Source organism: Crossiella sp. S99.2 (assembly GCF_023094165.1).
GTDB lineage: Bacteria > Actinomycetota > Actinomycetes > Mycobacteriales > Pseudonocardiaceae > Crossiella.
This window is the reverse complement of the sequence record NZ_JALMDK010000001.1, coordinates 498,644-522,773: the sequence shown is the minus strand read 5'-3', so window position 1 is coordinate 522,773 and position 24,130 is coordinate 498,644. Positions and strand designations below refer to the sequence as shown.

Annotated in this window: 29 protein-coding genes; 4 read left to right on the top strand and 25 right to left on the bottom strand. The window is 71.5% G+C overall.

The window, feature by feature from the left end; translation table 11 throughout:
* Window positions 1-170: 170 nt before the first annotated feature.
* From MZC64_RS02555 to MZC64_RS02505, 11 genes are all read right to left on the bottom strand, one after another.
* Complete coding sequence (locus MZC64_RS02555; RefSeq protein ID WP_247755465.1) at window positions 171-497, bottom strand: hypothetical protein; 327 nt, start codon at window positions 495-497, stop codon at window positions 171-173.
* A 13-nt stretch (window positions 498-510) separates the two neighbouring features.
* Window positions 511-966: a hypothetical protein gene (locus MZC64_RS02550; protein WP_247755464.1), complete on the bottom strand. Its 456-nt coding sequence runs from the start codon at window positions 964-966 to the stop codon at window positions 511-513.
* Window positions 963-1,388 (bottom strand): hypothetical protein, encoded by a 426-nt coding sequence (locus tag MZC64_RS02545; RefSeq protein ID WP_247755463.1) that lies wholly within the window; start codon window positions 1,386-1,388, stop codon window positions 963-965. The genes MZC64_RS02550 and MZC64_RS02545 overlap by 4 nt, the downstream gene beginning before the upstream one ends.
* Window positions 1,388-2,116 carry a hypothetical protein gene (locus MZC64_RS02540; RefSeq protein ID WP_247755462.1) on the bottom strand — a complete coding sequence of 243 codons (729 nt, stop codon included), beginning with the start codon at window positions 2,114-2,116 and terminating at the stop codon, window positions 1,388-1,390. Before MZC64_RS02540 ends, MZC64_RS02545 begins: the two co-directional genes overlap by 1 nt.
* Before the next feature lie 39 nt (window positions 2,117-2,155).
* Window positions 2,156-2,665, bottom strand: a complete 510-nt coding sequence (locus tag MZC64_RS02535; protein ID WP_247755461.1) for a hypothetical protein — start codon at window positions 2,663-2,665, stop codon at window positions 2,156-2,158.
* On the bottom strand, window positions 2,662-3,639 hold the full coding sequence (gene hemB / locus MZC64_RS02530; RefSeq protein WP_247755460.1) for a porphobilinogen synthase: 978 nt from the start codon (window positions 3,637-3,639) through the stop codon (window positions 2,662-2,664). The genes MZC64_RS02535 and hemB overlap by 4 nt, the downstream gene beginning before the upstream one ends.
* A gap of 92 nt (window positions 3,640-3,731) precedes the next feature.
* Window positions 3,732-5,261, bottom strand: coding sequence for a bifunctional uroporphyrinogen-III C-methyltransferase/uroporphyrinogen-III synthase (locus tag MZC64_RS02525; RefSeq protein WP_247755459.1), 1,530 nt, complete (start codon window positions 5,259-5,261; stop codon window positions 3,732-3,734).
* On the bottom strand, window positions 5,261-6,217 hold the full coding sequence (gene hemC / locus MZC64_RS02520) for a hydroxymethylbilane synthase (RefSeq protein WP_247755458.1): 957 nt from the start codon (window positions 6,215-6,217) through the stop codon (window positions 5,261-5,263). The genes MZC64_RS02525 and hemC overlap by 1 nt, the downstream gene beginning before the upstream one ends.
* The gene (locus MZC64_RS02515; RefSeq protein WP_247755457.1) at window positions 6,214-7,587 is read right to left on the bottom strand and encodes a glutamyl-tRNA reductase; all 1,374 of its coding nucleotides are present in this window, start codon (window positions 7,585-7,587) and stop codon (window positions 6,214-6,216) included. Before MZC64_RS02515 ends, hemC begins: the two co-directional genes overlap by 4 nt.
* Window positions 7,584-8,321 (bottom strand): redox-sensing transcriptional repressor Rex, encoded by a 738-nt coding sequence (locus MZC64_RS02510; protein WP_247756219.1) that lies wholly within the window; start codon window positions 8,319-8,321, stop codon window positions 7,584-7,586. Before MZC64_RS02510 ends, MZC64_RS02515 begins: the two co-directional genes overlap by 4 nt.
* 451 nt (window positions 8,322-8,772) lie before the next feature.
* Complete coding sequence (locus MZC64_RS02505; protein WP_247755456.1) at window positions 8,773-10,305, bottom strand: molybdopterin-dependent oxidoreductase; 1,533 nt, start codon at window positions 10,303-10,305, stop codon at window positions 8,773-8,775.
* Between the two features lie 104 nt (window positions 10,306-10,409).
* On the opposite strand from MZC64_RS02505, the gene MZC64_RS02500 reads away from it, so the two are divergent.
* Window positions 10,410-10,877 carry a hypothetical protein gene (locus MZC64_RS02500; RefSeq protein ID WP_247755455.1) on the top strand — a complete coding sequence of 156 codons (468 nt, stop codon included), beginning with the start codon at window positions 10,410-10,412 and terminating at the stop codon, window positions 10,875-10,877.
* Here MZC64_RS02500 and MZC64_RS02495 read toward each other — a convergent pair.
* The 3 genes from MZC64_RS02495 to MZC64_RS02485 all read right to left on the bottom strand — a co-directional run bounded on the left by MZC64_RS02495 (window position 10,874) and on the right by MZC64_RS02485 (window position 13,877).
* Complete coding sequence (locus MZC64_RS02495) at window positions 10,874-11,122, bottom strand: glutaredoxin family protein (RefSeq protein ID WP_247755454.1); 249 nt, start codon at window positions 11,120-11,122, stop codon at window positions 10,874-10,876. The genes MZC64_RS02500 and MZC64_RS02495 overlap by 4 nt on opposite strands.
* Complete coding sequence (locus tag MZC64_RS02490; protein ID WP_247755453.1) at window positions 11,119-12,279, bottom strand: acyl-CoA dehydrogenase family protein; 1,161 nt, start codon at window positions 12,277-12,279, stop codon at window positions 11,119-11,121. The genes MZC64_RS02495 and MZC64_RS02490 overlap by 4 nt, the downstream gene beginning before the upstream one ends.
* A 134-nt stretch (window positions 12,280-12,413) precedes the next feature.
* Window positions 12,414-13,877 (bottom strand): AMP-binding protein, encoded by a 1,464-nt coding sequence (locus MZC64_RS02485; RefSeq protein WP_247755452.1) that lies wholly within the window; start codon window positions 13,875-13,877, stop codon window positions 12,414-12,416.
* Between the two features lie 205 nt (window positions 13,878-14,082).
* Here MZC64_RS02485 and MZC64_RS02480 point away from each other — a divergent pair, with 205 nt between their 5' ends.
* The 3 genes from MZC64_RS02480 (at window position 14,083) to MZC64_RS02470 (ending at window position 16,806) form a co-directional block, all read left to right on the top strand.
* Window positions 14,083-14,703: a sigma-70 family RNA polymerase sigma factor gene (locus MZC64_RS02480; RefSeq protein ID WP_374205602.1), complete on the top strand. Its 621-nt coding sequence runs from the start codon at window positions 14,083-14,085 to the stop codon at window positions 14,701-14,703.
* A 102-nt stretch (window positions 14,704-14,805) separates the two neighbouring features.
* Window positions 14,806-15,843: a DUF5667 domain-containing protein gene (locus MZC64_RS02475; RefSeq protein WP_247755450.1), complete on the top strand. Its 1,038-nt coding sequence runs from the start codon at window positions 14,806-14,808 to the stop codon at window positions 15,841-15,843.
* A gap of 66 nt (window positions 15,844-15,909) precedes the next feature.
* A complete protein-coding gene (locus MZC64_RS02470) occupies window positions 15,910-16,806 on the top strand; it encodes an HAD-IB family hydrolase (protein WP_247756218.1) in 897 nt (298 codons plus the stop codon).
* Here MZC64_RS02470 and MZC64_RS02465 read toward each other — a convergent pair.
* From MZC64_RS02465 to MZC64_RS02415, 11 genes are all read right to left on the bottom strand, one after another.
* Window positions 16,803-17,015 (bottom strand): helix-turn-helix transcriptional regulator, encoded by a 213-nt coding sequence (locus tag MZC64_RS02465; RefSeq protein WP_247755449.1) that lies wholly within the window; start codon window positions 17,013-17,015, stop codon window positions 16,803-16,805. The two genes, MZC64_RS02470 and MZC64_RS02465, sit on opposite strands and share 4 nt — an antisense overlap.
* Window positions 17,015-17,494, bottom strand: coding sequence for a DUF2975 domain-containing protein (locus MZC64_RS02460; protein WP_247755448.1), 480 nt, complete (start codon window positions 17,492-17,494; stop codon window positions 17,015-17,017). Before MZC64_RS02460 ends, MZC64_RS02465 begins: the two co-directional genes overlap by 1 nt.
* A gap of 31 nt (window positions 17,495-17,525) precedes the next feature.
* On the bottom strand, window positions 17,526-18,182 hold the full coding sequence (locus tag MZC64_RS02455) for a class I SAM-dependent methyltransferase (RefSeq protein ID WP_247755447.1): 657 nt from the start codon (window positions 18,180-18,182) through the stop codon (window positions 17,526-17,528).
* Window positions 18,179-18,556, bottom strand: a complete 378-nt coding sequence (locus MZC64_RS02450) for a YbjQ family protein (RefSeq protein WP_247755446.1) — start codon at window positions 18,554-18,556, stop codon at window positions 18,179-18,181. Before MZC64_RS02450 ends, MZC64_RS02455 begins: the two co-directional genes overlap by 4 nt.
* Before the next feature lie 10 nt (window positions 18,557-18,566).
* Window positions 18,567-19,436 carry a lysophospholipid acyltransferase family protein gene (locus tag MZC64_RS02445; protein ID WP_374205634.1) on the bottom strand — a complete coding sequence of 290 codons (870 nt, stop codon included), beginning with the start codon at window positions 19,434-19,436 and terminating at the stop codon, window positions 18,567-18,569.
* A 103-nt stretch (window positions 19,437-19,539) separates the two neighbouring features.
* Window positions 19,540-20,580 (bottom strand): NAD-dependent epimerase/dehydratase family protein, encoded by a 1,041-nt coding sequence (locus tag MZC64_RS02440; RefSeq protein WP_247755444.1) that lies wholly within the window; start codon window positions 20,578-20,580, stop codon window positions 19,540-19,542.
* Between the two features lie 218 nt (window positions 20,581-20,798).
* Complete coding sequence (locus tag MZC64_RS02435; protein WP_076993459.1) at window positions 20,799-20,900, bottom strand: 30S ribosomal protein bS22; 102 nt, start codon at window positions 20,898-20,900, stop codon at window positions 20,799-20,801.
* A 131-nt stretch (window positions 20,901-21,031) separates the two neighbouring features.
* A complete protein-coding gene (locus MZC64_RS02430; protein WP_185000615.1) occupies window positions 21,032-21,247 on the bottom strand; it encodes a helix-turn-helix domain-containing protein in 216 nt (71 codons plus the stop codon).
* A gap of 142 nt (window positions 21,248-21,389) precedes the next feature.
* The gene (gene proC / locus MZC64_RS02425) at window positions 21,390-22,199 is read right to left on the bottom strand and encodes a pyrroline-5-carboxylate reductase (protein WP_247755443.1); all 810 of its coding nucleotides are present in this window, start codon (window positions 22,197-22,199) and stop codon (window positions 21,390-21,392) included.
* A gap of 135 nt (window positions 22,200-22,334) precedes the next feature.
* Window positions 22,335-23,111, bottom strand: a complete 777-nt coding sequence (locus MZC64_RS02420) for a thioesterase family protein (RefSeq protein ID WP_247756216.1) — start codon at window positions 23,109-23,111, stop codon at window positions 22,335-22,337.
* A 59-nt stretch (window positions 23,112-23,170) separates the two neighbouring features.
* Window positions 23,171-24,097, bottom strand: coding sequence for a proline dehydrogenase family protein (locus MZC64_RS02415; RefSeq protein ID WP_247755442.1), 927 nt, complete (start codon window positions 24,095-24,097; stop codon window positions 23,171-23,173).
* Window positions 24,098-24,130: the final 33 nt, after the last annotated feature.

Below are 24,130 nucleotides of genomic sequence, written 5' to 3'. Positions count from 1 at the left end.
CCACCGGCAACAACGATCAGAGCGACGACGCCGACAATGATCCACCTACGGCGTCGTGGACGTGGTGACATTTCGCCACCCTATCCACACAGTTCATAGCCGGATCAGGGGAATACCCTGATTCCGGCCTTCTGTGACGTGGCTATTACAAACCGGCGGTAATCCCGCGCTCAGGCGCGGCGGCGGCCACCGGCGCGCAGGGCCAGCATCAGCTGCCGGATCGCGTCCAGCACGGCCACCAGGGCGAGCATGCCCAGCAGCGCGGACAGCCCGAGCCAGGGGCCGACGTACCTGGTCAGCTCGTACGGCGGCCCGCCGGGCTTGGCGTTGGGCAGGGTCATCGGCACCAGGCCGCGCTGCCAGGCCCAGAGCGCGCCCAGCACCAGCAGCACCGCGAGCAGGAGTTCTCCCAGCACGATCAGCGCCCGCCAGGGCTGGTGCAGCCGGGGCTGGACGGGCGCGGCCTGCGGCTGGCTCGCGATCTCGGGAGAACTCACGCCGGACAGCTTCTCACGACCGCGCGTCCAACCGCCGTCGCAGTGCGTCACGCAGCCCCTCGGCATCCCGGGCCCAGGCCAGCAGCACCGAGCCGTCGGTCAGCCGCACCGGCAGTTCGTGGCAGCCCTTGGGCGCGCTCCACCCGCCGCCGAGCACCCTGGCGCCTGCCGGCACGCCCACCTCGCCGACCTCAGCCACCTGCTCGACCGCGAGCAGCTCGCGGCCGCAGCGCAGGTGGTACGGGGTCAGCGAGACCGAGCACAGCCGCCGCCTGGCCTGGGTCCAGACCAGCGCGGCGACCGCGAATCCGCCGCCGACGAGCAGCCAGGCCGCCCAGTTCACCCGGCCGCCGGTGAGCAGTTCCACCCCCAGCGCGACCGCGGCGAACCCCGGTCCCCAGAGCACCGGCCAGTAGCTGGAGCCTGGCTCGGCGAAGAGGACCGGGGCCGGTTCGTCGGGCTGGATCACCGCGCGGTCTTCACCGCCAGCAGCCAGTCGGTGCTGGTCCGCCACCAGGAGGTGAGCAACGCCCCGGCGAGCAGGACCGCGATCAGCAAGCCCTCCGCGGTCAGGCCTTGGCGCAGGGTGAAGATGAGGTGCAGCACGGCGGTGACGGTCAGCGCCACCCGCGCCCAGTTCCGGCCCTGCCGCAGCAGCAGCCCGAAGGCCACGTAGAGGATGCCGAAGAACACCATCGTGGTGCTGTGGAAGGTGAGCAGGGTCGTGGCGACCTTCTCCGCCTCCGGCACCTTCTCCCGGACCAGCGCGTCCCGCACGGTGTCGTACTGGGTCCAGTAGAAGATCGTGTTCAGCACGCCGAAGGTCGCGGTGGCCAGCCAGAGGCCCACCGCGACCCTGATCGAGGCCGGGTGCGGGATCCCAGCCGCCATCAGCTCTGCTTGAAGTAGTAGTTGGCGTTGCGGTGGAACATGAACACGATGCCCGCGATCGCGCACAGCGGCGGCAGGTAGCCCAGGTAGGTGCCGACCGAGGTCATCCCGGCGGCCGGGATCGGCCCATCAGCGGGCAGGCTGGCCAGGAAACCGGCGCCGGCCAGGCTGAACAGCCCGCCCACGATGCCGATACCGCCGAGCACGGTCAGCACGACCCGCGCCCAGTTCCGGCCGTTGCGCATGAAGACGCTGAACATCACGAACAGGCCGGCCATGATGATGCCGAAGACGAGCCCGACGATGAGGGCCGTGCCGCCGATCGATTCCGCGGTCTGCTGGATCCGCTGCTGGAGTTCCGGCGGCAGATCGGCGTTCACCGTGCGCTGGCTCTCCATGATCGAGGCGATCTGCTGACGAGCCCCGATGAAGCCGAGCACCGAGCCGATCACGCTGACCACGGCGCCGGCGATCCAGATCCAGAAGGCCAGCTCGACCTGCTGCGGGCGGGCCACCGGGCCACCGCCGCCAGGCATGCCGGGCGGCAGGTACTGGCCACCGGGCTGCTGGCCGTACTGCGGCTGCCCGTACTGGGGCTGGCCGTAACCGGGCTGCGGCGGCTGGCCGTAGCCCGGCTGCTGCTGCGGGAAGCCCTGCGGAGTGGACGGGTACCCCGGCTGCTGGGGGTACTGCGGTTGACCCTGGCTGGGGTCGTACGGGTTGCTCACGCGCTCACGCTAGGGCCGACCACCGACACTGTCCAACGGCTATGCCGGTGTGTTACCTGGTCGGGTCCTGCGCACGCCGATGAAGTAGGCCCTGGAGTTCGGGTGGAACATCATCGCCAGCGCGGCCACGTCCAGTCCGAAGACCACCACGGACAGCGTGACCTGGATGATCCCGAGCTGAGCCACCACCGCCGAGGCCGAGCCGGCCACCAGTCCGAGCACCCCGAGCAGGCCGAGGCCCACGCTCATCCCGCCGAGCACGGTGAGCACCACGCGGGCCCATTCCACGCCCTGCACGGTCCGGGTGGACAGCCACCAGAACAGCGCGATGACGCCGAGCCGGAGGGCCACCGTCATGACCACCGCGAGGTTCACCGCGCCGTCGACCTGACCGAGGGTGAGCTGCGGAGCGAGCTGGCCGAGCATGTCGTTGAGCCCGCGCCGATCGGCGAGCCGGAAGATCACCGCGACCAGCCCGGCCACACAGCTGGCGATCCAGAGCCGCCGGGACAGCAGCAGCTGGCGAGGCGGGATGAGCACCTCGGTCATCCGCGGTCCAGCCACTGCGCGGCCTCGGTGGCCCAGTAGGTCAGCACGATGTCCGCGCCGGCCCGCCGGATCGAGGTGAGGGTCTCCAGCACGGTGCGGTCCCGGTCGATCCAGCCGTTGGCCGCGGCCGCCTCGACCATCGCGTACTCACCGGAGATCTGGTAGGCCGCGACCGGCACATCGCTGTTCTTGGCGACCTCGCTGAGCACGTCCAGGTAGGGCAGCGCGGGCTTGACCATGACCAGGTCGGCGCCCTCGGCCAGGTCCAGGGCCAGTTCGCGCAGGGACTCGCGCAGGTTGGCCGGGTCCTGCTGGTAAGTCTTGCGGTCGCCGACCAGCTGGGACTCCACCGCCTCGCGGAACGGGCCGAAGAGCGCGGAGGCGTACTTGACGGTGTAGGCCAGGATGCCGGTGTCGGTGAGCCCGGCGGCGTCGAGCGCCTCGCGGATGAAGCCGACCTGGCCGTCCATCATGCCGCTGGGCCCGACCAGGTGCGCCCCGGCCTTGGCCTGGGCGATCGCCATCTCGCCGTAGAGGGTCAGGGTGGCGTCGTTGTCCACCGAACCGTCCGGGGCGAGCACGCCGCAGTGGCCGTGGTCGGTGAACTCGTCCAGGCAGCAGTCCGACATGAGCACGGTGGCGTCGCCGAGTTCGCTGCGCAGCTCCCGCAGCGCGACGTTGAGGATGCCGTCCGGATCCACCCCGCCGGAGCCGGTGGCGTCCTTGGTCGTGGGCACGCCGAAGAGCATGATGCCGCCGACCCCGGCCTGCACCGCCTCCACCGCGGCTTTGCGCAGCGAGTCCATGGAGTGCTGGTACACCCCGGGCATGGAGCGGATCGCGTTCGGTTCGGCCGCGCCCTCCTTGACGAACATGGGCAGCACCAGGTGCTGCGGGCGCACGGTGGTCTCGGCGACCAGGCGGCGCAACGCCGGGGTGGTGCGCAGGCGACGGGGACGGTGGGACGGGAACACTGCCGGTACTCCCTTGCGAATACGAGTCCGAAAAGGACAGTGGCGCTCCCCGGTCAACGCGGGAGCGCCACTGCTATCTCACTGCTTCAGCTTCAGCGCCGCGCACGCTTGGTCTTGCGGGGCGGCGGCAGCGCACCCTCGGCGCGCAGCCGGGCCGCGTGGTCGGCCAGCGCGTCGACCAGGGAGGGGACCTGGGCGAGTTCGGGCTGCACGTCCACCCGCAGGCCGAACTCGATCGCGGTCTCCGCGGTCTGCGGGCCGATGCAGGCCACGATGGTGCGGGTGTGCGGCTTGCCCGCGATGCCGACCAGGTTCCGCACGGTGGAGGACGAGGTGAAGCACACCGCGTCGAACCCGCCGGTCTTGATCATCTCGCGGGTGTCCGCGGGCGGCGGCGCGGCGCGCACCGTGCGGTACGCGGTCACGTCGTCGGGCTCCCAGCCCCGCTCACGCAGGCCGGCGGCCAGCGTCTCGGTGGCGATGTCCGCGCGCGGCAACAGGATCCGGTCCACCGGGTCGAAGATGTCGTCGTGCGGCGGGAAGTCGGCGAGCAGGCCCTCGCTGGACTGGTCGCCGGAGGGCACCAGTTCCGGGGTGATGCCGAAGGAGCGCACCTTCTCCGCAGTCGCCTCGCCGATACAGGCGATCTTGACGCCGGAGAACGCGCGGGCGTCCAGGCCGAACTCCTCGAACTTCTCCCACACCGCGCGGACCGCGTTGGTGGAGGTGAAGATCACCCACTGGTAGCGCCCGTCGACCAGGCCCTTGACCGCGCGCTCCATCTGAGCGGGGCTGCGCGGCGGCTCCACCGAGATGGTGGGCACCTCGACCGGGATGGCGCCGTGCGCGCGCAGCCGGTCGCTCATCTCGCCAGCCTGCTCCTTGGTGCGCGGCACCAGCACCCGCCAGCCGTAGAGGGCGCGGGACTCCCACCAGGAGAGCTTGTTCCGGTTGCCCACCGAGCTGCCCACGGTGACCACCAGCGGACCGGTCAGGTCACCGGCGTCGGCGGCCAGCGCGGCCAGCGTGGAGTCGATGGTGCGCTGGGCGCAGCTGGTGCCCTCGGTGGTGACCGCGGCCGGGGTCTGCGGCGCCAGGCCGTATTCCACCAGCGAGGACGCCGCCTCGGCGAGGTGGCTGGCCGAGGCGTGCAGCACCAGGGTGCCGGGGGCGCCTGCCAGTGCGGCCCAGTCCACGCTGCCGCGGACATCGGCCTCGGTGTGCACCGCGCCGAGCGCGACACCCGCGTAGGCGGGCACCGCGGTGCCTGCGGCGACACCGGGGATGACGTCGAAGGCGACGTTGGTCTTGGCCACGGCCTGGGCCTCGGCCACCACCGCGTCGGCGGTCAGCGGGTCGCCCGCGACCAGGCGGATCACCGAACGGCCGTTGCGGGCCTCGGTGGCCAGATCCTTGGCCACATCGGCCGGGTCACCCACGGCCGGGCGGACCTCGATGCCCTCGGGGGCCAGCGCCAGCACTTCGGCAGGCACGTCGGGGTCGGTCACCACCAGCTCGGCGGTGGTGAGCAACTGCTGCGCCCGGACGGTGAGCAGGCCCAGGTCGCCGGGACCGGAGCCCACGAAGGCGATCCGTCCGGGGGTCTTGCGTGCGCGGGTCATCAGGCACTCCCCATTTCGTTCACTCCCCTGGGGCCGCTGAGCGCGGCGGCGCCAAGGTCGAGCAGCTCAGCGGCCAATGCCTTGCCGAGCTGCTCTGCTGCGGTCATCTCTCCGATGGCGGATGCGCGCAGCAAATCGTTCTGCGGCGTCGCGGCTACCCCACGCAGGGACAGCCGCTCAACCACGCGACCGTCCTCGTCCAGGTCCTCCACCACGTCGGCCAGCGCGCCGATCGGCGCGCTACAGCCCGCTTCCAGAGCAGCGAGCATCGCTCGCTCCGCGGTGACCGCGGCGCGGCTGGCCTGATCGTCCAACGTGGCCCGGAGCAGGTGCTCGGTGTCCACGTCGGCAACGCGGCATTCCACCGCGAGGGCGCCCTGTGCCGGCGCTGGCAACATCTGCAACGGGTCGAGCGATTCGGTGATCGCGTCCAGCCTGCCGAGCCGGGCGAGCCCGGCCCTGGCCAGCACCACCGCGTCCAGCTCGCCGTTGACGACCTTCTTCAGCCGGGTGTCCACGTTGCCGCGGATCGGCTTGATCTCCCAGCCCAGGCCCAGCGCGTTGAGCTGCGCGGTCCGCCGCGGCGAGCCGGTGCCGATGACCGCACCCGCGGGCAGTTCGCCCAGCGTGAGCCCGTCCCTGGCACACAGCGCGTCCCTGGGGTCCTCGCGCCGGGGCACCGCGGCCAGGGACAGCCGGGGGTCGGGCGCGGTGGGCAGGTCCTTGTAGGAGTGCACGGCGACGTCGATCTCGCCCGCGGCCAGCGCGTCGCGCAGGGCCGAGGTGAACACCCCGATGCCGATCTCCGGGATGGGCGCGGAGGAGCGGTCACCGGGGGTGGACACGGTGACTATCTCCACGGTTGCGCCTGCCTGCTCCAGAGCCTGCGCGACAGTGCCGGTCTGGGCGAGGGCGAGGGCGCTTCCCCGCGTGCCGATGCGCAAGGTCCGCTTCACCGGGCCTCACCGTCCACTGTGGACATTGCGATGTGGTGGTTGGTCACACTCTCTGCTTCCGTTGCAGGCGTTGCAGGCGTAGCGCTCACGGCGGCGGCGGACTGCGGGTCCAGGGCGAAGAGTTCGCGGAGGGCGTCCGCGTAGCTCGATCCACCCGGCGCGGCGGCCAGTTGCTTGACCCGCACGGTCGGCATGTGCAGCAGCTTGTCGACGACCCGGCGCACGGTGCGGGACAGCTCGTCCCGGACGGCGGAGTCGAGTTCGGGGAGCCTGGAGTCCAGTCGCAGCAGTTCGCTGTCGACCACCTCGGCGGCGCGGCGGCGCAGCGCGGTCACCGTCGGGGTCACCTCGGCCGAACGCTGCGCGGCCAGGTATGCCTGCACCTCTTCGGCGACCAGCTCACCGGCCCGCCGGGTGTCCAGGCCGCTGGGGGCCTCGCGCAGCCGCTGCTGCATGGTCTCCAGGTCGACCACGTGCACGCCGGGCAGGTCCGCGACCGCAGCTTCGACATCGCGCGGCAGACCGAGGTCGCACACCACCAGGGCGCCAGGCCCGGTGCGCGCGGCGCGCACGGTCGCCGCGTCCAGCACGGGGCTGTTCGCCCCGGTGCAGGCCACCACGACATCGGCCAGCGCCAGCTCGGCCACCAGCGATTCCAGGCCGATGGCCACCGCGGGGGTGCCGTCGGCGGCCAGCGCGGCGGCCAGCCGTTCGCCGTTGGCCGCGGTGCGGTTGGCCACCGCGATCCGGCCGATGCCGGCCCGGCGGAGCTGGGCGGCGGCCAGGCCACCCATCGACCCGGCGCCGATGACCAGCGCGCGGCGGCCGGTGAGGCCACCGAGCACCCGCTCGGCGTCGGCCAGGGCCTCGGTCACCACCGAGGGGCCGGCGTGGTCGATGCCGGTCTCGGTGTGCACGCGCTTTCCGACCCGCAGGCCGTGCTGGATCAGTTCGTGCAGGGTGCGGCCGACCGTGCCGGCCTCGGTGGCCGCGGTGTAGGCCGAGCGCAGCTGGCCGAGGATCTGGGCCTCGCCGACGACCATCGAGTCCAGGCCGGCGGAGACCCGGAACAGGTGGTCCACCGCGCCGGCGGCGTAGTGCACGTAGAGGTGGTTGCACAGGGTGGACACGTCCACACCGGACTGGCGGGAGAGCACCCCGGAGATGTCGGCCAGGCCGCCGTGGAAGGTCTCCACCACGGTGTAGACCTCGACCCGGTTGCAGCTGGAGACGAGCACGGCCTCGGAGACGTTCGGGCACTCCAGCAGCTCGGCGAGCAGCTTGGTGACGTCGTCACCGCTGACCACGGCGCGCTCCAGCATCGACACCGGCGCGGTGCGGTGGGAAAGGCCGACCACAAGCAGGCTCACGGACGCACCCCCACCTGGTCGGCGGCTGCGACCCGGGCCCCGTTGGCCCTGGTGGCGGCGCCGGCGGACGCCTCGTGCTCCGTCGCCTCATCGGCGCGACGGGCCACGTGGAAGGACAGGATCTGCATCTCCACCGCCAAGTCGACCTTGCGCACCTCGATGTCGTCCGGGACCTGGAGCACGACCGGTGCGAAGTTCAGGATGCATTGCACACCGGCGGAGACCAAACGGTCACAGACAAGCTGAGCTGCCGCCGGCGGCGTGGCGATGACCCCGATGGTCACCTCGCGCTCGGCGCAGACGGTCGGGATGTCGTCCACGTGCTCGACCGGGATGCCGCCCACCGGGACGCCCATCAGGTCCGGGTCGACGTCGAAGAGGGCGGCCACCGGGAACCCGCGGCCGGGGAACCCGCCGTAGTTGGCCAGCGCGTGGCCCAGGTTGCCGATGCCGACCACCGCGACACTGTGCTTGCGGGTCAGGCCGAGGATGCGCTCGATCTGGTCGACCAGCACCTCCACGTCGTAGCCGACGCCGCGGGTGCCGTAGGAGCCGATGTAGGAGAGGTCCTTGCGCAGCTTGGCCGAGTTCACCCCGGCCGCCGCGGCCAGCTCCTCGCTGGAGATGGTGGTCACACCCTGTTCGGCCATGGTGGAGAGCACGCGCAGGTAGACCGCGAGCCGGGCGACGGCCGCCTCCGGGATGGCCCTGGCGCGTTCACGGGCGCTGGGCACCTCGGGGGCGAGCGAGTCCTGAGCGACCGTCTCGGAGCTGCCGGCCGGGGCCGTTCGCCCCTCGTTCCGCTGCGCCGTCACGCGTTAACTCCCTCACCGAACACACTGAGGTCACCGACACAGGTGCCTGAGCGCGCTGAGCCCCGAACTCGCACGTCCACCCGGGTGACTGCTTATACGGTAGCCACTTGTGAACACATGCACAAAGTCGCCGAACAAGGGCGTGACCAGCGTCCTTCGGAGTTGTGCTATAGGGGCCTGCGCGCGCTGAGGCGGATGTGGTCTCGCTCACGACGCCGAGCCGTCTACCTGGGCTGTCAAGCCCCCGGCCGGGTGTCCGGCGAACCCGGGCACTCGGAGGCAGGCGGAGCCGTCCGCGGCGGCGGCCGGGATGCCGCCGTCCGGCTGTCACCGGATCCGGTGATCTGCGCCTTTGCCCGGTTTATCACGATCAGGTCACGGTGAAGAATTTCGAATGCCACCCGGTCGCCCCGTCCGGCACCACCTCGGCCCGCTGGGCGGTCTGGACGTAGCCGGCACGATCGGTGGCCCGGCATTCCACCGTGTGCCCGCCGGGCGCGAGGTCGAACTCGGTCCGCCACATCCGCCAAGTGTCCACAGTGGACTCAGCACTCAAAGTGGCTGTGCGCCAAGGGCCGCCGTCCATCCGAACCTCCACTGTGGACACTCCGGTGTGCTGGGCCCAGGCCGTGCCCGCCACCACCACCCGGCCCGCGGGCACCTTGGCGAAGCCGGTGGGCCGGTCCACCCTGGACTGGGTCTTGACCGGTCCGAGCCGGGCCCAGCCGCGGCGGATCCAGTACGGGTCGAAGTCGGCGAAGGTGGTCACCTCGGCCTCGGTGATCCACTTGGTCGCGCCCACGTACCCGTACAGCCCCGGTGTGACCATCCGCACCGGGAAGCCGTGCTCGGCGGGCAGCGGTTGCCCGTTCATGCCGATGGCCAGCAACGCGCCCCGGTCCGGCTCCAGCAGCACCGAGAGCGGGGTGCCGCAGGTCCAGCCGTCCGAACTGGTGGTGGCCAGCTGGTCCGCGCCGGGTTTGACCCCGGCCTCCAGCAGCAGTTCGCGCAGGTCCACGCCGGTGAAGGTGGCGGTGGACACGTAGGGCCCGCCGACCTCGTTGGACACGCAGGTCATGGTGATCGTGCGCTCCACAAGCGGCCGGTTGACCAGGTCGGCGAAAGAGATCCGCAGTTCCCGCTCGACCATGCCGTGGATGCGCAGCTCCCAGTCCTCGGCGCGCAGCCGGGGCACTGAGAAGGCGGTGTCGATCCGGTAGAAGTCGGCGTTGGGGGTGAGGAAGGTCGGGGTGCCGTCCGCGGCGAAGTCCGCGCCAGGCGGGATCGGCGCCGCCTTGGCCGCCCGCGGCAGCACCGGGGCGACGGCGTTCTGCGAGGCGGCCAGGTCGACCCGGCGGCCCAGCAGTTGCCCGGCCAGGCCGCTCAGCCCGGCCCCGGCGGCGAGGGCGACCGACCCCAGCAGGAACCGGCGGCGGTCTTCGGCCAGGCCGTCAGCGGCCCGCACAGCCAGCGCGCGGCCATGCAGCCAGGTGAACGCGCCCAGTCCGGCGAACAGGCTCGCCGCGGGCGCCAGCAGGGCGAACTGGCCGAGGTCGGGCCGGGTGTACACGGCGAGCATCGCCAGCGCGCCCAGCGCCACCGCGAGCGCCTGCCCGGCCCGCGGCGCCCGCCGGGACAGCAGTCCGGCCAGCACGCCCAGCCCGGCCAGCACCACGGCCATGCCCGCCAGCAGCACCAGCTTGTCCGCGGTGCCGAAGGCGCGCACCGCGAAGTCCTTGACCACCGCCGGGGTCAGGTCGATGGCGGCGTTGCCCACGGCCACCAGCGGCGAGGCGCCCGGCTCCAGCACCCCGGCGACCAGGTGGCCCGCGCCCAGCGCGGCGAGCACGCCCAGCAGGCCGATCAGGGCGGCGGCGGGCGCCGGGATGCGCGGGGTGTCCATGTCCTCCATTCGACGCCTGCCGCGACCCGGTTCACATCAGGTAACGGCGGACCGTCAGAAACCGGTAAGCATTGGCGAAGGCACCATTCTCGGGGGGAACCACCATGGACCAGCAGGAACCGGCCGTCACGCTGCCGCCGTCACCCGTCTTCGGCGCGGGCATGAACCCACTGCCGCCGGAGTACGAGGCCGCAGGCCCGGCCAGGACGGGCAAGCCGCTGCTCATCTCGCTGATCGTGGCCTGCGCGCTGCTGCTCACCGGCACCACGGTGCTGGCGGTCATGCTGACCCAGGCGGAGAGCCGGGCCGCGATGAACGGCCTGCAGGCCGAGCAGAACCAGCGCCGGATCAAGGACGCCGACAAGCGGATCAGCGCCGCCCGCGCGGAGGCCGACACCGCCCGCGACGAGGCCAGCGCCGCCCGCCGCGAGGTGCTGGAAATGCACATGAAGCGCCTGCAGACCGGCGAATGCGAGATCGCCGCCGGCGTGGTCAAGGACGCGATGACCCGCGGCGACCGGCTCTACCTGGACGCCACGCTCAAACAGCTCGCGGAGAAGTGCAAGCGCTAGCCCCAGCTGCGCAGGGCGGCCCGGAAGCGCTCTTCCTCGACCTTCCAGTAGCCGTGTTCCTCGCCGTTGATCAGGATCACCGGCACCATGTCGCCGTACTCGGCGCGCAGTTCGGTGTCGGTGTCCACGTCGACCACGGTCAGCTCGATGCCGATCTCGCCGCAGATGCGTTCGAGATCGGCCTTGGCGACCTCGCAGGCGTAGCAGTCGACCCTGCCGAGCAGGGTCACCTGGTGCTCGCTCACCGCTGCTTGACCAGCGCGCGGCCGATGACCATGCGCTGGATCTGGTTGGTGCCTTCCACGATCTGCAAGACCTTCGCCTCCCGCATGTACCGCTCCACCGGGTAGTCCTCGACGTACCCGGCGCCACCGAGCACCTGCACCATGTCCGTGGTGACCTTCATACAGGTGTCGGTCGCGATGAGCTTGGCCATGGCCGCCTGGGTGGCGAAGGGCAGGCCCGCGTCCTTGCGGCGGGCGGCGGCCAGATAGAGCTGGCGGGATGCCTCGATGCCCGCGGCGGCGTCGGCGAGCAGGAACGAGACGCCCTGGAACTCCGCGATCGGCTGGCCGAAGGCAGTGCGTTCCCTGGCGTAGTCCACGGCCACGTCCAGCGCGGACTGGGCCACGCCGACCGCGGCGGCGGCGATGCCGAGGCGGCCGGAGTTGAGCGCGTCCATGGCGATGGCGAAGCCCTGGCCCTCGGCGCCCAGCCTGCGGTCGGCGGGGATCACCGCGGCGTCGAAGATCACCTGGGCGGTGACGGATGCCTTCATGCCCATCTTGCGTTCCGGCGGCGCGGCGGTGACGCCGGGAGTGTCCGCGTCGACCAGGAAGGCGGAGATGCCCCTGGGGCCGTCCTCGCCGGTGCGCGCGAGCAGGGTGTAGAAGTCGGCGACCCCACCGTGGGTGATCCAGGCCTTGGTGCCGGAGACGGTGTAGTCGCCGGTCTCCCCGGTCTTGGCGGTGGTGCGCAGCGCGGCCGCGTCCGATCCGCAGTGCGCCTCGGACAGGCAATACGCGCCGAGCAGCTCCCCGCCGATCAGCTCGCCCAGCCAGCGTTCCCGCTGCTCGGCGGTGCCGTAGCCGGCCAGCGCGTGGCAGGACAGGGTGTGCACGCTGACCCCGAGGCCGACCGCCAGCCAGGCCCGGGACAGCTCCTCCACGACCTGCAGGTAGACCTCGTAGGGCTGACCGCCGCCGCCGAACTCCTCCGGGTAGGGCAGGCCCAGCAGACCGGCCCGGCCCAGGGTGTGGAAGGCCGCACGCGGGAACTCGCCGGCCGACTCCGCGGCGGCGGCCCGGGGCGCGAGTTCCTTGTCCGCGATCTCCCTGGTCAGCTCGAGCAGCGCGGTCGCCTCGTCGCCCGGGAGCTGTCGATCGATCACGGGAGCACCCATGTGTTGCCACCTCCGAGTGTCGGCACGGCTGTGTGCCAGGGGCTTTCCACCCTGCGAGACCAATTGTGGGGTCTCCGACACTCGGAAGTCCAACTAACAGATCAGTGACCGCCGCCACGCCTGAACGGGCTAGCTCAGCGCAGCGAACGCCGAGCGAGTTTGCCGGTCACCGAGTGCGGCAGGGTCGCCACGAACTCGACCTTGGTCGGCACCTTGAACTTGGCCAGCAGGCTCGCGCAGTGCGCCACCACGTCCGCCTCGGTCAGCTCCGCGCCCTCGTCCCGGACCACCACGACCTTGACCGTCTCGCCGGTGCCGGCGTCCGGCACGCCGACCGCGGCGGACTCCACCACCCCGGGCAGCAGACCCAGCACGTGCTCGACCTCGTGCGGGTAGACGTTGAAGCCGTTGACGATGATCAGGTCGTTGGCCCGGTCGACCAGGTGCAGGTCGCCGCCCTCGTCCAGGTAGCCGACGTCGCCGGTGCGGAACCAGCCCTCGGCGTCCGGGCCGTGCGCGCCGTCCGGCCAGTAGCCGCTGAACAGGTTCGGACCGCGGACCGACACCAGGCCGGCGCCGCCCTCGTCCTCCTCCTCCAGCGGAGTGCCGTCGGAGTCGACCAGGCGCAGTTCCACCTCGGGCAGCGGCTGGCCGACCGAGCCGGGCTTGGGCACCCCAGTGACCAGGGTGGAGGTCAGCACCGGGCCGGTCTCGGTGAGGCCGTAGCCCTCGAAGACGTCCAGGCCGGTGGCCGCCTTGACCCGGCGTAGCACCTCGCCGTCCAGCGGGGCCGCGCCCGAGGTGAGCAGCCGCAGCGTGGCCAGGCCCTCGCGCAGCTCGTCCTCTGGCAGGCCGAGCAGGGCGGTGTACATCGGCGGCACGCCGACGAAGGTGGTCACCCGGTGCCTGCGGATGGCGGCCAGCGCACCCTCGGCGTCGAAGCGCTCCAGCAGCACGCCGGTGGCGCCGGCGGCCGCGGTCTGCAACAGGCCGGGGCCCAGGCCGTAGGCGTGGAAGAGCGGGATGGCCAGCAGCACCCGGTCGGCCGCGGTGACCGGGGCCGGGCGCAGCCGGGCGCACTGGCGGGTGTTGGACACCAGGGCGCGGTGGGAGAGCATCACGCCGCGCGGCACCCCGGAGGTGCCCGAGGTGTAGGCCAGCACGGCCAGGTCCTCATCGCCGCCCGCGGTCTCGAACGGCTCGGCCTCGGCCAGCGCGGGCGCGGGCAGCACCTTCACGTTCCCGGCGATCCCCGGCACCTCGCCCTCGGCGACCAGCAGCCGCGCGCCCGAGTCGGTGAGCACCCTGGTCAGCTCCGGCCCCGGCAGGCCGGGCGCCAGCGGCACCACCACGCAACCGGCGCGCAGCGCGCCGAAGAGGGCGACGCAGAACTCGATCCCGGTGGGCAGCCGGATGGCCACCCGGTCCCCGGCCAGCGCACCTGCCATCCGCAGCCGGTGCGCCTGCGCGTCCACCGCGGAATCCAGCCTGCCCCAGCTCACCTGGCTGCCATCGGCGGCATCCAGCAACGCGGGGTGGTCGGCTTCCCGGAGTGCCGCGGACCTGATCAGGTCCGCGACGTTGCCGACGACGGTCATCTGTCCTCCCGATGGCCGAGGCGAACGGACCCGAAGTCTGACACGGGTGATGTTCGTCATGCATCCGCCTGTGGGGCGTCTGGGAGAAGGACCGGGAAATACCGACGACCAACGCTACCTACTTTGGAGTAACAAAAGGTATGGTTCGGTCAATCCCCGGTCCGACCGCCGCCAGGACCGGGAACCGCGAGCAAGGGAGCCGCGCATGCCCCCACCGATGGGTTGGCCCTGCTCACCGGGGCGCCCTTCGCAGGCCGAGGTCGTGCAGCCGCCGCCTCCGGCCGGGGAAGCATGGGTATTGGTACAGGCGGCCCAGGCCGGGGACAGCGACGCCTTCGGCCGGCTCTACGACCAGTACGTGGACGTGGTGTTCCGCTATGTGCTCTTCCGGGTGGGCGACCGCAGCCTGGCCGAGGACTTCACCAGTGAGACCTTCCTGCGCGCGCTGCGCCGGATCAGCTCGGTCAGCTACCAGGGCCGGGACGTGGGCGCCTGGTTCGTGACCATCGCCAGGAACCTGATCCTGGACCACGTGAAGTCCAGCCGGTACCGCTTCGAGGTGCCCACCGCCGAACTGTCGGACAACTCCGAGCCGCTGGCCGGACCCGAGCAGGCGGTGCTGGCCGAGGCCACCAACACCGAGCTGCTCAAATGCGTCGGCCAGCTCAACACCGACCAGCGGGAGTGCATCGTGCTGCGCTTCCTGCAGGGCCTGTCGGTGGCCGAGACCGCCGAGGTGATGGGGCGCAACGAGGGCGCGATCAAGGCCCTGCAGCACCGCGCGGTACGCCGATTGGCCCAGCTCCTGCCAGCCGGACTGCGTTAACCCGTACGGACGTCCGCGTAACTCATCGGGTCACTGCTTCGTTGTTGTGCTGAGAGTGCGGGCCTGCCGGGGCCCGTGCCACCGGCCAGCCGAAGGACACACGTGAGCACGGATGAACCGCCCTCAGGGCCATCCGAAGGACCTGCGCAGTTCGCGCGCGTGCTGCCCGCGCTGGCCGCCTACGAACAACACCTCAACCCGGACGCGGCGGCCAGAGATCGGATGCGCGCCCGCCTGATGGCCGATTTCCCGGCCGCGGTGCGCGAAGCCCAGTCCCGCTCTGAACCCACGGCCAGGCGGCGGCGCTTCGCCGTCGCGCTGGCCGCCTGCGTGGCCCTGATCGCCTCGGTGACCGGGATGTCGGTGCTGCTCAGCCGGGACGCGGTGCCAGGGGACGCGCTCTACGCGGTCAAGCGCAGCGCGGAGAGCGCCGAGCTGGGCCTGATCTTCCGCGAGCATCCCAGGGCGTTCAAGCACCTGGAGTTCGCCGACTCCAGGGTGACCGAACTGGGCGCGCTGCTGGACCGGCCGGGCGCCCCGGTGGCGGATTTCGCCAGGGCGCTGGCCGATTTCGAGTCCGACGCGGCGGCCGGGTCCCGGCTGCTCACCGAACTGGGCGCGGACACCGACGACCAGCTCTTCGCCGCGCTGGCCGACTGGACCACCCGGGAGATCAGCCGGTTGCGGACCGCCTCGGTCGCGCTGCCGCCGGCCGCCCGGCAGCGGCTGGAGGTGACCATGGCGCTGCTGGAGCGGATCCGGCAGCGGGCCAGCGAGCTGCGCCAGCGCGCGGGCTGCCTGACCATCACCTCCGGCGCGGCCGACGACATCGGCGCGCTGCCGGCCACCGAACGCTGTGTGCCCGTGCCTGCCCGGGAGGTGAGCCCGCTGCCGAGCACCGGGGCGAGTGGACGGGCCGTGGTGAGTTCCCCCACGTCCACCCCCGCGGTCGCGGACACCCCGGCGCGCACGCCGTCCCGGCACACCCCGGCCCCGCCGCCGATCCCGCTGCCGCAGCCCAGCCTGCCCCAGGTCAGCACGCCGCCACCGGTGGAAGTGCCCGCGCCGCCGACCGGGTTGCTGCCCGGGCTCCTCGATCTTCTGAAACTCCCCTTCGGCCTGCTCGGTCCGAACCGGTAACGTGCGGCGATCGCTACCCTGGGGCGGGTGAACCCGCTGACGCAGGAGGACCTGGAGGGGACCGCGGTGGCCAACCGGCGGGCGAACGAGGACCGGCCCGAGCACAAGAGCAGCGCGGCCCTGGCCGGGGAGGCATCGGCCGAGGCCGCGGTGGCCGCGGCGGCGGAGTACGACGCGGCGGTGCCGCAGGACCTCACCGCGGCCGCGTTCTTCGACGTGGACAACACCATGATGATGGGCGCGTCGATCTTCCACTTCGCCCGTGGCCTGGCCGCCCGCAAGTACTTCGCCAGCTCCGACCTGCTCGGTTTCGCCTGGCAGCAGCTCAAGTTCCGGATCGGCGGCAAGGAGAGCCCGGAGGGCATCCGGTCCAGCCGGGAGCAGGCGCTCTCCTTCGTGGCCGGGCGCGAGGTCAGCGAGCTGGTCACGCTCGGCGAGGAGATCTACGACGAGCTGATGGCGGACCGGATCTGGGACGGCGCCAGGGCGCTGGCCCAGATGCACCTGGACGCCGGTCAGCGGGTCTGGCTGGTCACCGCGACCCCGGTGGAGCTGGCCACCATCATCGCCCGCAGGCTGGGCCTCACCGGCGCCCTGGGCACGGTCTCCGAGCACGTGGACGGCGTCTACACCGGCCGCCTGGTCGGCGATCTGCTGCACGGCCCGGCCAAGGCGCACGCGGTGCGCGCGCTGGCCGCCCGCGAGGGCCTGGACCTGCGCCGGTGCACCGCCTACTCGGACTCCTCCAACGACGTGCCGATGCTGTCGGTGGTGGGCACCTCGGTGGCGGTCAACCCGGACCAGCGGCTGCGCGATATCGCCAGGGCCCGTGGCTGGGAGGTGCGCGACTTCCGCACCGGCCGCAAGGCGATGAAGATCGGCATCCCGGCGCTGCTCGGCGCGGGTGCGCTGGCCGCGGCCTTCGCCGCCGGCGTGGCCTACCGGCGCAAGCGCATCGGTTAAGGCTCCTCCTCGACCCACTCCAGCAGGTCGCCGGGCTGGCATTCCAGCACCCGGCACATGGCCTCCAGGGTGCTGAACCGCACTGCCTTGGCCCGGCCGTTCTTCAGCACGGCCACGTTGGCCGGGGTGAGCCCGACCCGTTCGGCGAACTCACCGACGCTCATCTTGCGCCTGGCCAGCTCGACGTCGATGCGCACCACGATCGGCATCAGATCACCGCGTCCAGGTCCGAGCGCAGTGCGGTGGCCTGACGCAGCAGCTCGCGCAGCACGAGCACCACCAGCCCCAGCACCGCGACCCCGATGGAGAGCAGGAACAGCACCATCGGCAGCCCTGGGTCATCGGCGTTGAGCACCACCACGGCCGCGATGCTGACCAGCACCAGCCAGCCCGCGAAGATCGCCCACACAATGGCGTCCACCCACTTCAGCGACGCCGTGGTGAAGATCCGGTCGGTGCGGACCAGGGTGAGCAGCTGCCAGGTGGCCACGATCACCACCTGCACGCACAGGATCATCAGCGCCGCCACCGCGGTCAGCGGCCAGCGCAGGTACGCCTCCTCCGGCCGCACCTGCGCCATGTAGGCGAACTTGCCGGGGAAGGACAGGGTCTGGAACACCAGCAGGATCCCGAAGAACAGCACCAGGAACACCCGGAGCGGCAACACCACTCGCTGCATGGTCAACATGCGTCGAGTATCGCCAGCTACCTATCGAAAGTCAATCGGTAGCTATCGCTTCATGATCGACCTTGCGGGCCAGCAGGTATGCCTGCGGGGTCCGCTCCTCCGGATCGCGGGCCCGCCGCAGCACCGCGCGCACCTCGAACCCGGCCGCGGTCAGCAGCTCGCCGATCCGGTCCGGTTCACCACGGTGGAAGTCCAGGCCGACCTGCTTGCCCAGCGCCTCGGCCAGGTGCAGGGTGCCCTCGCCGACCTGGAAGGCCAGCTGCAGGTGCCCGCCGGGGCCCAGCACCCGGTGGAACCCGGCGAAGAGCGCGGGCAGTTCGGCAGGCGGGATGTGGATGATCGAGTACCAGGCCACGATGCCGCCGAGCGCGCCGTCGGGCAGGTCCAGCTCGGTCATGGTGCCCACCTCGAACCGCAGGCCGGGGTGCTCGCGCCGGGCGATCGCCACCATGGCCGGGGACAGGTCTATACCGAAGACGTCCACGCCGAGTCCGTGCAGGAACGCCGAGACCATGCCGGGACCGCAGCCGAGTTCGGCCACCGGGCCCTCGACCAGTTCGGCGAAGGCGGTCAGCGCGGCCCTGGCGAAGGGTTCCCTGGCCAGCGCGACCCTGGCCAGCTCGGTGTATTCGGCGGCCACCGCGTCGTAACCGGCGCGGGTGGCCGCCTGGTAGGCCGGTTCGATCACTGCTGGGGCGGCTGCTGCTGCTCGGGGACGATGAACACGGCGGTGCCGTAGGCGGCGATCTCGGTGCTGCCTGGCACCACCTCACCGCTCTCGAACCGCATCGCGATCACCGCGTTGGCGCCGCGCTGGGCGGCCTCGGCGCGCATCCGGTTGATCGCCTCCCAGCGGGAGTCGCTGAGCAGCTTGGTGTAGCCGACCTGCTCACCGCCGAACATGCCCTTGAAGCTGGCGCCGATGTCGGAGAAGGCGTTCCGGCTGCGCACGGTGAGGCCGAAGACCTCGCCGAAGACCTGGACGATCCGGTAGCCCGGGACGTCGTTCATCGTGCTGACCAGGATCGGTGGCGGCTGCTGCGGCTGCATTGGGTGTCCCACGCGGCGCAGATTAGCCGAGGAAGACGTTCCTCCGCTGGGTCAACAGGCGATACAGGGTCTGCTGGATGGTCTCCCGGACCTGGTCGGTCAGGTTGAACACCAGCATCGGGTCCTCGGCGGCCTGCTGGTCGAACCCGTCGGTGCGGATCGGCTCGCCGAACTCGATGTGCCACTTGGTCGGCAGCGGCACCAGGCCGAGCGGGCCCAGCCAGGGGAAGGTCGGGGTGAGCGGGAAGTAGGGCAGGCCGAGCAGCCGGGCCAGCGGGCGCAGATCGCCCAGCATCGGGTAGATCTCCTCGGCGCCCACGATCGAGCAAGGCACGATCGGCGCCCTGGTGCGCAGTGCGGCCGAGACGAACCCGCCGCGGCCGAAGCGCTGCAGCTTGTACCGGTCCCGGAACGGCTTGCCGATGCCCTTGAAGCCCTCCGGCCAGACGCCGACCAGCTCGCCGTTGCGCAGCAGCCGTTCCGCGTCCGGGTTGCAGGCCAGGGTGTGCCCGGCCTTGCGGGCCATGGTGCCCAGCACCGGCAGCCGGAAGACCAGGTCCGCGCCGAGCATGCGCAGGTGCCGCCGGCCGGGGTGGTGGTCGTGCACGGCCACACCGGTCATCAGCGCGTCCATCGGGAACATGGTCCCGGAGTGGTTGGCCACGATCAGCGCGCCGCCCTCGCTGGGCAGGTTGGCCAGCCCGTGGGCCTCCACCCGGAACCACTTCTCATACAGCGGGCGCAGCGGGGTCATCAGCAGGTTGTCGGTGAGGTCGGCGTCGAAGCCGAACTCGTCCACCTCGTACTCGCCGGTGAGCCTGCGGCGCAGGAAGGCCAGCGCGTCGGCCAGCCGCTGCTCGAGCACCGAGGGGTCGGCCTGGGTGACCGGGATCGGCCCCCGCGTGCTGCCGTTGTTGCCGCGCGGCTCGGCGGTCCGCTCGCGTCCGCCGCCCCTGATCGGGATCACCCGTGCCTCTGCCACCGCTTCGCTCACCTCATCCTCGCTCGCTGCGGGAGAACATCGACTTCAGTGTCCGCTCCACGCCGGTGATCATCTCTGGGTCCAGCACCGGCCGCAGACCGCGGCCGCGCACGTAATCGTCGAAGGCCTGCTGGGTGGTCCAGCGCGGCTGGAAGCCGAAGTCGGCGACCAGCCTGCCGGTGTCCACCACCCGGCCGAAGTTCAGGAAACGCATCTGCTCGGGGGAGAAGTCCACCAGCCGCGCGCCGCGCACCAGCTGACCGAAGGAGGGCACCAGCGCGCTGGGCACCGGCAGCGGCACCCGGCCCGCCCGGCGGATGGCCTGGGAGAGCATCAGCACGCCGTCCCCGCCCACGTTGTAGACCCCGGGCAGCTCGTGCATGGTGGCCCGTTCCAGCACGGCCAGCGCGTCCTCGGAGTGCAGCAGCTGCATCCTGGCGTCGTAGCCGAACACGGTCGGGATCACCGGCAGGGCGAAGTAGCGGGTCAGCACGGTGTCGATGCGCGGACCGATGAAGTTGGTGAAGCGCAGCGTGGTGACGTCCACGTCCGGGCGGCGCCTGCCGAAGCCGCGCACGTAGCCCTCGATCTCCACCGCGTCCTTGGCGTAGCCGCTGGAGGGCAGGTCCTTGGGGCCCATGTCCTCGCTGAAGACCGCGGGGTCGCGGGAGCTGGCGCCGTAGACCGCGCTGGTGGACTTGACCACCAGCTTGCGCATCGACGCCGACTTCTGGCACGCGGCCAGCAGCTGCATGGTGCCGATGACGTTCATCTCCTTCATCGCGGTGCGCCCGGTGGAGCCCGGGTTCGCGCTCACCGAGGCGTGCACCACGGTGTCCACCTTCGCGGTGGCGATGACCTTGGAGATGAGCGGGTTGCGGATGTCGGCGCGCACGAACTCGGCCCGGCCCATCCGGCGCAGCAGATCGCGCGGCGGCGGCACGGTGTCGACGCCGAGGACCCGTTCGATGGACGGATCGGCGGCGAGGCGGGCGGCGAGGTGTCCGCCGAGGAAACGGCTTACCCCGGTGACGAGGACGATGTTGGGCGCCATGCGACTCCCTGGGCACGGGCGGTGACGGAAGGCGATGCTACCCGCGCCATCGGCTCCGGCATGCCGCCTTGCGGGGCGTTCCTGGTGAAGTTCCCAGGTCAGCCCGGTAACGCGAACCGCCGCCGGTATCGAGGCTCACACCTCGGACGCGGCGGCGGTTCGTTCGGTCTCAGGCCATCATCAGCACAACGAGCGAGAAGCGACCTCAGACCCGAGGGTCACTTGCCCTGCTTGCGACGCGCGTGACGCGTCTTGCGGAGCAACTTGCGGTGCTTCTTCTTCGACATGCGCTTGCGGCGCTTCTTGATGACCGAGCCCATACGGGTTCCTCTTCACTATCGATGTTGGTGTGCTGAGCTTTCGCGTGTCGTCAGCGCGCGCTGCGGCCGCCGGCCGGGCGGCCGAATGACACGAACGGTCTACCAGGGTACCCGGGGGGTGAAACCGCCCCTCAGCCCGCGTTGTAGTACGCGTTCTCCAGGTAGGCGTGCACCTCGTTCTCGGGCACCCGGAAGGACCTCCCGACCCGGACCGCGGGCAGTTCGCCCGAGTGCACGAGCCGGTAAACCGTCATCTTGGAGACACGGATGAGCCCGGCCACTTCGGCAACCGTGAGAAACCGAACCTGACCGAGTCCAGCGTGATCCGTCTCCTTCTTCGCCGGCATGAGTCACCGTGTCTTTCGGCACGTGGCGCGCCGCCGGCTTCCCCACCGACGGAATCGACACGCACGTGCTGCCTACGAGGGTAGCCGCCCTGCCCGCACGCTGCGAGGACTCGACTTCCGATACCGTTCCGTGATAACGCGCTTACTTCTCGTGCGCCTTGCCCAGCTCGATCGAGCGGTCCCTGGCCGCCTCGATGGCCGCGATCAGGGCCGCCCGCACCCCGTGCTTCTCCAGTTCCACGATGGCCGAGATGGTGGTGCCCGCCGGCGAGGTGACGGCCTCGCGCAGGGCCACCGGGTGCTCCCCGGAGTCCCGCAGCATGGCCGCCGAGCCGACCGCGGACTGGATGATCAGATCCGCCGCCACCGCCCTGGGCAGCCCGAGCAGGATGCCCGCGTCGATCATGGCCTCGACCAGGAAGAAGAAGTAGGCCGGACCGGACCCGGACAGCGCGGTGACCGCGTCCTGCTGCGCCTCGGGCACCCGCACCACCTTGCCGACCGCGGCCAGCATGGCCTCGGCCAGCGCCAGGTGCTCCGCCTTGGCGTGCCTGCCGCCGGAGATGGCGCTCATCGCCTCGCCGACCACCATCGGGGTGTTCGGCATGACCCGGACCACCGGGACGCCCTCGGGCAGCCTGCGCTCGAACAGGGCGGTCGGCAGACCGGCGCACAGCGACACGATCAGCGTGCCCGGCCGCAGCACCGCGCCCAGCTCGTCCAGCAGCGGCTCGATGTCCTGCGGCTTGACCGCGACCACGAGCACATCGGCCAGCCCCGCCGCGGTCGGCACGTCGACGCCGCGCACGCCGTAACGCTTGGTCAGCTCGGCGCTGCGGGCCGGATAGCGCTCGGTGAACAGCAGGTCCTCCGGACTGCGGCCGGACTGGAGCAGCCCGGACAGCAGCGCCTCGCCGATCTTGCCCGCGCCAAGCACAGCGGTGGTCGTCATGCGCGAAAGCTTAGGACGGCCGCGGACAGCCCCGGAGAAGGCATGGCGCACCACCCCCGCCCACTTGGCCCAACCGGTACGCCCGGTTTGCCCAACTGGGTGTGCCAGTTGGGCCAAGTGGTGCGGGAGAGGGGGCTAGTCGAGTGGGGTCAGGGCGAGCTGGCGGGTTTGGCAGACCAGGCGGCCGGTGGAGTCGATGACGGTGGTGTCCTCGTCGAACCACTGCCCGTAGACGGCCTTGGATTCCACGGAGAGGCGCAACCAGCCCGGGGCCGGGCGGGAGCGCAGCAACGCGGTCAGTTGCACGGTGGGCGACCAGGACAGGCGGCCCAGGTTGAAGGTGACCGGCATCGAGATGTCGCCGGCGACCAGGGCGAAGAGGGGGTCCGGCTGCCCCTCGCGCGGCCGGACCCACAGGCGCAGGCGCAGTGGGCTGGTGTGGTTGTCGGTGAGGAAACCGGCGCCGTCGGGGTCCAGCATCAGTTGGCAGGCCTTGGCCACCCGGAAGACCTTGGCGGCCTGGGTGGCGCCGACCTCGATCGCCCTGGCCGGCGGTTCGGCTGGCAGTTCGGGCAGGTCGGTCCAGGCGGCGGGTTCCTCGGGCAGGCGGCCGGTGGTGACCATGGCGTGCACGCACACCCGGCCGCGCTGTTCCAGTTCGGTCTTGACCACGGTGACCGTGCGGCCGGACTTGAGCACGCTGGTGCGCAGCAGCACCGGGCCCAGTTCCGGCGGGTGCAGGAACTCAGCGCTCACGCTGAGCGGGTCGGGTGCGGCGCCGTTGCCGGTACCGCCGGTCTCCGCGGTGGTGATCGCGGCCCTGGCCAGCAGGGCCAGCAGGTAGCCGCCGTGCGGCTTGCCCGCGATGGTCCAGTCCGCGGCCAGCTCGGCGGTGAAGCTGCCATCCCCCATCGGGCGGACCGCGGTGGCCAGCCCGAACGGGGTGATGCGCAGTGGATCCGTCCGGACCCTCACCGCTTGCTTGCCAGAGCCCGCAGGAAGAACGCGGTGTTCGCCGGTCGTTCGGCCAGTCGTCGCATCAGGTATCCGTACCACTCCTGGCCGTACGGGATATAGACCCGGACGGTCTCGCCCGCCTGAGCGAGACGAAGTTGTTCTTCCGGCCGGATGCCGTAGAGCATCTGGTATTCGTACGTGCCCGGCTTGCGATCGTGCCAGCGGGCGCGCTCGTCGATGATGCCCACCAGCCGGGGGTCGTGGGTGGCGAACATCGGGTAGCCGTCGCCCTGCAGCAGCGTGTTGGCGCAGCGCACGTAGCTCAGGTCCACCTCGTGCGGGGCCTGGTAGGCCACCGACTCGGGCTCCTTGTACGCGCCCTTGCACAACCGCACCCGGGAACCGGGGCCCGCCAGTTCGCGGCAGTCGTCCAGGGTGCGGCGCAGGTATGCCTGCAGCACCGCGCCCACCCACGGCCAGCTCCGGCGCAGTTCGCCGAGCACGCGCAGGGTGGAGTCGGTGGTGGTGTGGTCCTCCATGTCCAGGGTGACCGTGGTGCCGCACTGCTCGGCGGCGGCGCAGATCCGGGAGGCGTTGTCCAGCGCGAGCCGCTCGTCCAGCGCCTGGCCGACCGCGGACAGCTTCACGCTGACCTCGGCCGAGCCGGACAGGCCCGCGGAGTGCAGCTGGTCGAGCAGCTCCAGGTAGGACTGCACGGTGACCTCGGCCAGCTCCCGGTCAGTGGTGTCCTCGCCGAGGTAGTCCAGGGTCACGGTCAGCCCGTCGTCGACCAGGGCACTGGTCGCGACGACGGCCTCCGCGGTGGACTCCCCGGCCACGAAACGGCGCACCACGTCCCTGGACACGGGAGCGGTGCCGACCAGACGCCGGATGCCGTTGTTGCCGGCGGCGGCGAGGATCAAGGCGCGCAACGGGTTCACAGGGCGGAACTGTACGTGAACCACCCGGATGGG